This is a genomic window from Streptomyces sp. NPDC058664, assembly GCF_042716635.1.
Lineage (GTDB): Bacteria > Actinomycetota > Actinomycetes > Streptomycetales > Streptomycetaceae > Streptomyces.
Map to the genome: position 1 here is coordinate 19,390 of NZ_JBHXRW010000080.1, position 8,947 is coordinate 28,336.

10 protein-coding genes are annotated in these 8,947 nt (G+C 64.8%); 4 read left to right on the forward strand and 6 right to left on the reverse strand.

The genetic code is table 11. From position 1 onward, the window contains the following. Positions 1 to 93: 93 nt before the first annotated feature. The 6 genes from ACFWUY_RS37000 to ACFWUY_RS37025 all read right to left on the reverse strand — a co-directional run bounded on the left by ACFWUY_RS37000 (position 94) and on the right by ACFWUY_RS37025 (position 5,465). The gene (locus ACFWUY_RS37000; RefSeq protein ID WP_384120459.1) at positions 94 to 1,041 is read right to left on the reverse strand and encodes an RNA-guided endonuclease InsQ/TnpB family protein; all 948 of its coding nucleotides are present in this window, start codon (positions 1,039 to 1,041) and stop codon (positions 94 to 96) included. A gap of 12 nt (positions 1,042 to 1,053) precedes the next feature. Further along, on the reverse strand, positions 1,054 to 1,251 hold the full coding sequence (locus tag ACFWUY_RS37005; RefSeq protein WP_384120461.1) for a hypothetical protein: 198 nt from the start codon (positions 1,249 to 1,251) through the stop codon (positions 1,054 to 1,056). A gap of 165 nt (positions 1,252 to 1,416) precedes the next feature. Beyond that, on the reverse strand, positions 1,417 to 2,514 hold the full coding sequence (dbpB, locus tag ACFWUY_RS37010) for a DGQHR domain-containing protein DpdB (protein ID WP_384120463.1): 1,098 nt from the start codon (positions 2,512 to 2,514) through the stop codon (positions 1,417 to 1,419). Between the two features lie 37 nt (positions 2,515 to 2,551). Continuing rightward, the gene (gene dpdA / locus ACFWUY_RS37015; protein WP_384120465.1) at positions 2,552 to 3,772 is read right to left on the reverse strand and encodes a tRNA-guanine transglycosylase DpdA; all 1,221 of its coding nucleotides are present in this window, start codon (positions 3,770 to 3,772) and stop codon (positions 2,552 to 2,554) included. Further along, positions 3,769 to 4,902 (reverse strand): DGQHR domain-containing protein DpdB, encoded by a 1,134-nt coding sequence (gene dbpB / locus ACFWUY_RS37020; protein ID WP_384120467.1) that lies wholly within the window; start codon positions 4,900 to 4,902, stop codon positions 3,769 to 3,771. The genes dpdA and dbpB (ACFWUY_RS37020) overlap by 4 nt, the downstream gene beginning before the upstream one ends. Positions 4,903 to 4,904: 2 nt before the next feature. Next, positions 4,905 to 5,465, reverse strand: a complete 561-nt coding sequence (locus tag ACFWUY_RS37025; protein ID WP_384120469.1) for a hypothetical protein — start codon at positions 5,463 to 5,465, stop codon at positions 4,905 to 4,907. Between the two features lie 456 nt (positions 5,466 to 5,921). On the opposite strand from ACFWUY_RS37025, the gene queC reads away from it, so the two are divergent. The 4 genes from queC to ACFWUY_RS37045 are packed head-to-tail and all read left to right on the forward strand — an operon-like array spanning position 5,922 to position 8,387. Then, the gene (gene queC, locus ACFWUY_RS37030; RefSeq protein ID WP_384120471.1) at positions 5,922 to 6,617 is read left to right on the forward strand and encodes a 7-cyano-7-deazaguanine synthase QueC; all 696 of its coding nucleotides are present in this window, start codon (positions 5,922 to 5,924) and stop codon (positions 6,615 to 6,617) included. Between the two features lie 2 nt (positions 6,618 to 6,619). Beyond that, positions 6,620 to 7,255 carry a 7-carboxy-7-deazaguanine synthase gene (queE, locus tag ACFWUY_RS37035; protein ID WP_384120473.1) on the forward strand — a complete coding sequence of 212 codons (636 nt, stop codon included), beginning with the start codon at positions 6,620 to 6,622 and terminating at the stop codon, positions 7,253 to 7,255. After that, on the forward strand, positions 7,255 to 7,611 hold the full coding sequence (queD, locus tag ACFWUY_RS37040; protein ID WP_384120476.1) for a 6-carboxytetrahydropterin synthase QueD: 357 nt from the start codon (positions 7,255 to 7,257) through the stop codon (positions 7,609 to 7,611). The genes queE and queD overlap by 1 nt, the downstream gene beginning before the upstream one ends. A 2-nt stretch (positions 7,612 to 7,613) precedes the next feature. After that, the gene (locus ACFWUY_RS37045; RefSeq protein ID WP_384120478.1) at positions 7,614 to 8,387 is read left to right on the forward strand and encodes a GTP cyclohydrolase I FolE2; all 774 of its coding nucleotides are present in this window, start codon (positions 7,614 to 7,616) and stop codon (positions 8,385 to 8,387) included. Positions 8,388 to 8,947 lie beyond the last annotated feature (560 nt).

Genomic DNA, 8,947 nt, shown 5'->3' on the forward strand with positions numbered 1-8,947 from the left:
AAGGACCGAGCTTGTCACCCGATCCGCGAGAGGCCGTGATGGCAGGTGGAGCGCGGCTGGCTGCCGCGTTGGTCCCCTGCGTCCGGTACCACGCTAGGCGGTACCGGGGCGGTTGACCGCGCCCCGCTTCCACACAGCCTCGCCCCGGTGGGCGATGGTGCGGGAGCCGTTGTGGTCCGCGTGCAAGACCGTCCCGCAGGACCGGCAGACGAACCGTGCCTGGGACACCCTGTTCGTGCGGTGGGTGTGCCGGCACTCCGAGCACTGCCGGGAGGTGTTGCGCGGATCCACGAGGACCACAGGCACCCCCGCCCGTCGTGCCTTGTACTCGACGAAGCCGCCGAGCTGGGCGAACGCCCAGGAGTGCAGTCGTGCCCGCTGGACCTTCTTGGCCGTGACCCTCTGCCGGATGCCCGAGAGGTCTTCCAGGGCGATCCCGCGCGAGGTGCGTTCAGCGGTGGCGACGAGCTGTTTGGCGATGATGTGGTTGGCGTTCGCCGTGTGCCGGGCCTCGCGGCGACGGACACGCTTGAGGACCCGCTTGGCGGACTTGGTGCGCTTCTTCTGCAGCTTCTGCCGCAGATCACGGTGCCGCTGCCGGTAGCGGTTCAGCCCGCGTCCGGCCATGACCTGACCGTCGCTGGTGGTGGCGATGTTCACGATGCCCAGATCCACGCCGAGGAAGCCGTCCGGCTCGAACACCTCGGGCTCGGGCAGGTCGATGGTGGCGATCAAGAAGAACCTGCCGTCCCGCAGCACCAGATCCGACTCCCCCTTACGGGGGGCCAGGAGCTCCATGGTCCGCTCGGAGCAGACGAACCGGATGTGCTTGATCCGCCCGGCCACCGTCCAGATCGACACCGTCCGCCGGTCGAGGTTCCAGGTCAGGATCCGGTCGCCGAACGGCTGCACCGCGTCCTCACGGAAGACGATCGGCTTCGACTCCGCACGTACACGCCGTTTCGAGCCCTCGCGGCCGAGGTTGCCGGCCTTGATGTTGCCCTTCAGGGTGGCGTAGGCGTCGCAGACCTTCTTCACCACCCGCACAGCGGGCTACGCGCCGAGGTCGTAGTCCGCCTTGAGCCGGTAGTACACCTCGTCCTGCAACACGTTCCGCCGCTTGAGGTCCTTGGCGAACGCCACCTCGGACGCGTGGTTCGCGGCCCGGTTGCAGGCCCGCAGGGTCGCCGCCAGCGCGTCCGCGTCATGCGCGGACGCGGGCAGCAACTTCACCTGCGCGACAATCTCCACACAGAACACCCCAGTGCGGCTGGTGACGGGGTATCAACTTGCCGTCCAGGCACAGCGAAGTGGACTCCGCCGCTGTGCGGCTCCGTTCCGAGGAGGCCATTCCTCCCGGGGCTGAAGCCCCGGGCTTCCTGGCTAGAAAATCAGGTGAAACCGCCAAGGTGCTGTTCAGCCTCGGACGGTACGTACGAGGAGGTTGGTGAGCAGGCGGATGTCGTTGGGCGTGTTTTGCAGGCCGTTCCAGCGGCGCTGTTCAGCGTCAGCGAAGCGCCACATGCCGGATGTCCAGGCGGTGACGGGCATGAGGCTGAGGACGGCGTTGCGGACGGCGTCGCAGTCGACCTTTTCGGCGGGCATGTCGTCGGTGAGGGTGTCCATGACGAAGCCCATGGCCTGGATGCCGACGCCGTGGGTGAGGCGGGACTGGCGGGGCGGGAGTTTCCAGGCGTCGCTGAAAGTGTCCTTGACAATGCTCCAGAAGGAGCGCAGGTGCAGCATCATGCGCTCGACGTCACCGGAGCCGTCTTCGGGGTTGCGGTACTGGTAGAGGGCGCCTTCGAAGAGGCTGTGCTCCAGCATGCGCAGGATGCTGGTGTCCTTGATGTTGCCGTCAGGTGAGGTGGGGCTGGCGATGCGGCCGTAGAAGGGGCCTTGGCCGTCGGTGTTGAGACGGGTCATCAACTGGGCGGGCAGGCGCTTGCGGGCGTAGGAGGGCGGGAGGTGGCCGCTGGTTTCGGGGAGTAGTTCGTGGATGAGGCCCTTGGGCAGGGGCTTGGTGGAGTTGACCAGGATGAACTGGGAGCGCTGGTCTTCCTGGGTGTCGGCGATGAAGCCGACTGCAGCGACGGGGAATTCGGCGATGTCTGCGTCGCGGATGGCGGCGGTGCGCTGCTGGCCGTCGACGATGAGGGCGGGCTTGTCGGTCTCGGGGAGGGATTCGTCGACGGAGATGACGAGTTCGCCGGGGATGGAGTAGCCGATGCTGCTGCGGGTTGTGCTTTCGAATCGGACGGATTCGTTGAAGGCCAGCACGAGGGCGTTGGGGAGCATGGCGTTGTCGGACTCGAGGTAGCGGCGGATGCCGCGGATGTGGCTGAGGACTTCGGGGCGCTGGTATCCCTGGAGGTTGCTGCTGTCGTCGCGGCGGACGCGGGAGACGGCGGCGAAGCTGTGGATCTTCTTGCCGTCTACGGCGAAGCAGTAGATCTTCCTGTCGCCCTGGTGCACTTCGAGTGCCGGCAGCCTGAGTTCGTATCGGTCGGCCATGTGGTTTCCTGACATGTTCAAAGAGTGGTGGTTTATTTTAACTGAAGGCGAGGGATCGCATTTTTGTTTCAAGCACGGTCAGATTATGGAAGCCTCGGCGTTTATTTCGTTCGGTGCCGCGGAATACTGCGATTTCGATTCCGTGCTTTTTACACAGGGCGCATGGGCAGGTACGCCAGGGCGCGTCTTCCAGGGTGCGCTGATAGAGCTCTATGTAGCTTTTTTTCTTCGGTCCGAGGACGAGGGATTCGTAGACTTGGAGGGCTGCGATGGCTTCTTCGAGGGAGGTTTCTTCGCGTTCGAATCCGCGTAGGGCGCGCAGGCAGGTTCGTTCGGCGGCGATGGCTTCGGACTGGGATACGGCGCCGGCTAGGATGAGGCGTTTGAGGGCAGGGTTTCCGTCGACCTGGGGGACGCGGATGGCGGTGTAGGCGTTGGTGGCGGTGTGGTAGTTGTTTCGGTCGTCCATGAATGCCTGGCGGAAGACCGAGGTGCTGTCGAAGCTGGTGACGCCGTGGCGGGCGAACTGTTCCATGCTTTCGACGCGGTTGATGCCTAGGAGGTGGAGTTGGGTACGGGGGTCGCGGATGGTGTCAATGGCTCGGAGGCAGGCGAGGATTTCGTGTGACTTGAGGGGGACCATGCCTCCCAGGGCGATGCGCTGGTAGCCCATCTTCTGGAGCTTCTGAACGCTGTGGGCGTAACTGGCGGGTCCCCAGCCCTGTGCTGCGCCGACCGGTTCGAAGGGTGTTCTTGCTTCTTTGACGGCTTTGATGAATTTTTCGGCGAGGTCGAGGGAGATGTCCTGGCGGTGCACCCATGCGGGTTCGGGGTGTTCGTCTGATTCTTCCGGGATGTAGCCGAAGATGATGTGGTCGATGCTGATTCCCGCGTCAAATCCGCAGCGTTCATAGAAGTCGATGACTTCTGAGATCTGGTAGGGCGGGTATTCTTCTTCAACGTAGTTGAAAGCGCCACAGTCGCCGATGGTTGAGCATTCTTCGGGGAGGCGGAGAAATTTTCTCACGCCGAGGCGATAGAGGCGTTCCCGCTGGGGCGCCGAGTATTTTCCGGCTCCTTTCATCGATCCGTCGACGACCGCTTTGCTGACGAGTATTCCGTCGTAGGGGACAGGGGTGACAACCTGATGGGCGTAAACATCATCACGCTGGCGTACGCGGTGCGGCGGGTATTCGTCGTTGATGAAGTCGTAGGTGGGGCTCACCTGGTCCTGGCTGTCAGGGAAGTAGAATTTCACGCGGCTTTTGCCTTTTCCTGAACATAGGTACGGAGTAGGTAATTCGACAGGGTGCTGATGTGACGGGGGTTGTTCTGCAGCTCGTTCCAGGGGGTGTTCAGGTCGGGCCAGCGGCCGTGTGTCCAGCGGCAGTGCGGGGCAATGAGGGCGAGTTCGGCTTTCGCCTGGTCGAGTGCGCGGGGGGAAGTGGGGTCTATGGTCATCATCACGCGGTCCATAAGGCGTCCCATGGATCGGATTCCGACGCCATGCATGAGCCGACTGCGGGTGGCGGGGAGTCCCCAGGCATCGGGGAAGGTGTCGCGCACGGCCGTCCAGTAGATGACGAGGATCTGGCGGATGGTGGCGGTGTCGACGGTGCCGCTGGAGAGGTTCTTGTAGGGGAAGAAGACACCTGAAGGGGAGTTGAGCGATTCCTGGATCGCGGTGGTCAGACTGTTGTCGGTGACGACCGTGTCGGCTTTGTGCTCTGCGGTGGTGGAGGGACGCCGCACCAGTCCGTTGAAGGGTGAGTCCTTGTCATGGTTGAGGGCTTCGACCAGGACGGAAGGGAGTTTGCGTGCGGAGAGCTTGGTGGGCAGTTGGGTGCCGACCTCCGGCAGGAGTTCGGTGACCAGGTTGGTCGGCAGCGGGGAGACGGTGTTCACCCGCAAGAACTGGTCCCGTTGGGTTTCGAGGTCTTCGGCGACGAACCCTGCGATGGTCACGGCCAGGCGGGTATTACGGGTCCGCGCCAGGGCCAGGCTGCGCTGTTGCCCGTCGACGATCCAGGCCGGCCGGGGGGCGTCAGGGGAGTCGGGCAGGGGAATCTCCAGCGTTCCGGAGGTGCACAGGCCGTCGCTGCTGCCGGGGCCGGGGCTGGACTTGAAGCGGACGCTGGCGGGCAGGGCCAGGATCAGGCCGTTGGGGAAGAGGACCTCGTCGCTGTCGAGGTAGTCGAGGATCTGCTTGACGTGCTGCTTCTTCTCAGGGCGCTGGTAGCCGATGAGCTTGCCGGCCTCGTCCCGGGAGATGCGTGCAACATCGGCGACCTGATGCACCTCTTCTGCCGCCAGGGTGAACACATACAGCGGGATCGTGGGGTGCTGCTCGATCCGCAGAGCCCGGCGTTTAAGCACAATAGAGGTCATGGTCATTCCGTCGTCGAGGAGTGCAGGGCCGCAAAGCGCTTCTGCTCGCATGCTTTGTCCGCGTCCCTGAGCATGCGCAGCAGGCGGGTGCGGGAGGCGGTGGGGTGGAGTGCGCGTTTTTCCTTGATGAAGGCGATCACTTCGTCGTCCGTCATCGGTTTGCGGGTGTAGTGCTCTGGGCGGGCAGTCTGCTTCACCCACGTGTTCCAGCGGTCCACGGCGGCAGGGGTGAGGAGGCTGCCGGGTGTGCAGTGGTCGAGCCAGGCGGCGGCGGTGCGGGTGTTGAGGCTGGTCAGGGTGCCGCCCAGGGTGCGGCGCAGGCCGGCGTTGGCGGGGATGCGTGTGATGCCGTCGATGTCGCGGGCGCCGCCGATGAGGACGGTGTCGCTTCCCTGTGCTGCCAGGGTGGTCAGGTCGCGGTGCATGGCCTGGGCATAGGTCTCGGACAGGACGAGCAGGATCCTGCCGCCATGCTGTGCGGCGAGGCGGGAAAGGGTCGTGGTTTCTTCCGAGCGCTGCAGATGATCCCACCAGTCGGCGGCCTCGCTGCTGGAGGAAGCCACGGAATCTGCGTGGCGCGGGGCGAAGGTTGCCGAGTAGGAGGGGGCGAGGCTGGAGACTGGACGTAGCCCCAGGCCGGCGGAGGCCACGTGGAGGCGGGGGGTGAATCCGGCCCGGGTGGCAGCCTGCGAGAGGGCCTGTGCCCGATACCACTGGTCACCCTGGTACAGCTTTGCCAGTTCCCTGCGCGGCCCCTGGGCTGCGGACAGGCGGGCGGCCCAGTGCTCTGCCCGTTCGACTGTGCCCGCAGGGGGCAGGTCACGTACCTGCAGCAGAGGGTCGGGGGGCTGGGTCTTCCGGTCCGTGCACGTGACCACGATGGGCAACTCGTTCACTCCGGATCGAACCCCGCCTTCAGTAACTCGTCTGTGGTTGTGATTACTGTAGCGGCTGGTTAGCAGGGTAGGCTTCCCGTGCCTCAGGGCAGGCAACCGGACTTTTGACAAGGGAGTGACGACATGGACCGTCCCGCGATCGTGTTGCTGAGCGGCGGCCTGGACTCAACTACGGTGCTGGCCATCGCCAAGGAGCAGGGATTCACCCCTTACGCGCTCAGCTTCCGCTACGGCCAGCGGCACAGCATCGAGTTGGAGGCGGCCCAGCGCGTGGCGCAGGCCCAGGGTGTGGCCCGGCACGTCATTGCCGACATCGACCTTCGCGTCTTCGGCGGTTCGGCTCTGACGTCCGACATCGAGGTGCCCAAGCACGAGACGCTGGAGGATGTCGAGGAGGGCGGGGTGCCGATCACGTACGTGCCGGCCCGCAACACGATCTTCTTGTCGTTCGCGCTGGCGTTCGCCGAGACAGTCGGTGCCAGCGACATCTTCACCGGAGTCACGGCCGTGGACTACAGCGGTTACCCCGACTGCCGCCCCGAGTACATGGAGGCCTTCGCCACCATGGCCAACCTGGCCACCAGGGCCGGAGTGGAAGGAACATCCAAGATGACCCTGCACTCCCCCTTGATCGCGCTCTCCAAGGCCGGCATCGTGCGCGAGGGCCTGCGCCTGGGCGTGGACTACTCCCTCACCTCCTCCTGCTACGACCCCGACGAGCAGGGACGGGCTTGCGGCCGGTGCGACACCTGCCTGATGCGCCTGAAGGGCTTCGCCGAAGCCGGCGTGAAGGACCCTGTCCGATACCAGAGCGCCTAAGCATGACCTACCTGATCAAGGAAATTTTCTACACCCTGCAGGGCGAGGGCAGTCACGCAGGACGCCCGGCGGTGTTCTGCCGTTTCTCCCGCTGCAACCTGTGGACGGGCCGGGAACAGGACCGCGCCCGCGCCGTCTGCCAGTTCTGCGACACCGACTTCGTCGGCACCGACGGTGAAGGCGGCGGCCGCTTCCACACCCCGCAGGACCTGGCAGCTGCCGTCGAGGCCGCCTGGCCCAGCACCGACCCCGCCCACCGCTTCGTGGTGTGCACCGGCGGAGAGCCCCTGCTGCAACTGGACGAAGAAGCCATCGATGCGCTGCACGAGCGAGGCTTCGAAGTCGCAGTGGAAACCAACGGCACCCGCCCGGCCCCCCGTGGAATCGACTGGCTGTGCGTCAGCCCCAAGATCGGCTCCACTCTGGTCATCACCCAGGGCGACGAACTGAAACTGGTCTACCCCCAGGCCGGCGGCGACCCTGCCCAGTTCGACGACCTGGACTTCCGCCACTTCCGGCTGCAACCGCTGGACGACGCCCACCGCGAAGCCCACACCCGTGCCGCCGTCGAGTACTGCATGAAGAACCCGCGCTGGACACTCTCCCTCCAGACGCACAAGTATCTGGGAATTCAGTAATGGAAATCTTTCGCGAGTTCACCTTCGAAGCAGCGCACCGCCTGCCCCGCGTGCCGGAGGGCCACAAATGCGCACGCTTGCACGGCCACTCCTACAAGGTGATCGTGCACGTCGAAGCCCCCGTCGACGCAGAACTGGGCTGGGTCATGGACTTCGGCGACGTCAAACGCGCCTTCAAGCCCATCGACACGCAACTCGACCACTATTACCTGAACGACATCGAAGGACTGGAAAACCCCACCAGCGAGAACCTGGCCCGCTGGATCTGGGACCGGCTGATCGACGAGCTTCCCGCACTATCCGCGATCACCGTGCGGGAAACCTGTACCTCAGGCTGCACCTACCGAGGCGCGTAAGCATGCACGACATCCAAAACGAACCCGACCGCCGAGGCATCGCCATCGACGAGGTCGGCATCAGCGGCCTGCGCTATCCCCTCACCTTCGACGACGGCCACACCCGACAGCAGGGCATCGCCGACATCAGCGTGGCCGTCGGCCTACAAGCCGACCGGCGCGGCACCCACATGAGCCGCATGATCGCCCTCGTGCACGAGGAAGTCGCCACGCTCACCCCGCAGGAATTGCCCCTCGCCCTCAAACGGGGCCTCACCCTCCTCGACGCCCCGACTCTCACCCTGACCCTGTCGCTGCCTATCGCCACCCTCGTGGCCGCTCCCGCCAGCCGGCAAGAGTCCTGGCAGACCCACGACGTCACCGTCACCGGCCGCATCACCCCCTCCGACTGCACGATCGCCACCGCGGTGACCACGCATGTCACCAGCCTGTGCCCCTGTTCAAAGGCCATCTCCGACTACGGCGCCCACAACCAGCGCAGCGAGATCACCCTGGAGATCACCGGGACCGCGGACGCCCCCTACCCTCTGCCCGTACACGAGATCGTCAGCCTGCTGCGTGCAGCCGGCTCCGCCCCCGTCATCCCGCTGATCAAACGGCCCGACGAACGCGTCGTCACCATGCAGGCCTACGACCACCCCGTCTTCGTCGAAGACATCATCCGCGACATCAGTCTCACCTGCCGCGACAAAACACTCACGCACACCGTCACCGCGAAAAACCTCGAAAGCATTCACAGCCACGACGCCATCGCAACCCTCCGCCACACCTGCTGACACACCAACACACGCAACTCACCACCCAAAGCGCCATCCACGTCAGTGCCGCACAAGGCGCCTGCGACATCGCAGCCAGCCGGACACGCCGTCTCGGACAGCACCGCACCGAACCAGCGCTTCGCACGTTCAACACAGCCCTACGAGCTCGCAACACGATCTTGTGGGTCTGTCGGGGGTGTCAGGGATCTGGCTCTGTCTCACATTCGGTGGTGACGGTGGGCCATGACGGCAACGGACAGGACATCGGCCACGAAACCGCAGATCGGCGCCTCATAGCCGGCCTCCCCCAAGAATCCGGCCGATCACTTGGTCTCCGGTAGTGAGAGTTCACTGCGGTAAGCCCGGTGACCCGGCACGATGCCGTCCGCCTCGAAACATCGAGGTCAGGACGCTGTCCGCACTCTCCGCGAGGTGGACATGCTCAACGTGCACAATCCGTCACCACCGAATGTGAGACAGAGCCAGGGATCTTGTGTAAGTCGCTTGGTGTCATTGGATGCTGAGCCGGTCTTCGAAGAAGAGTGAGAACTGGTTCAGCGCCTCTTTCCAGTGTGCGG

Bases quoted from the DNA above. Each gene is read 5' to 3' on its own strand.
- dbpB (WP_384120463.1), bottom strand. From the start codon at position 2,514: ATGGCCGACCGATACGAACTCAGGCTGCCGGCACTCGAAGTGCACCAG.
- ACFWUY_RS37045 (WP_384120478.1), top strand. From the start codon at position 7,614: ATGCACGACATCCAAAACGAACCCGACCGCCGAGGCATCGCCATCGAC.
- queC (WP_384120471.1), top strand. From the start codon at position 5,922: ATGGACCGTCCCGCGATCGTGTTGCTGAGCGGCGGCCTGGACTCAACT.
- dbpB (WP_384120467.1), bottom strand. From the start codon at position 4,902: ATGACCTCTATTGTGCTTAAACGCCGGGCTCTGCGGATCGAGCAGCAC.
- queD (WP_384120476.1), top strand. From the start codon at position 7,255: ATGGAAATCTTTCGCGAGTTCACCTTCGAAGCAGCGCACCGCCTGCCC.
- queE (WP_384120473.1), top strand. From the start codon at position 6,620: ATGACCTACCTGATCAAGGAAATTTTCTACACCCTGCAGGGCGAGGGC.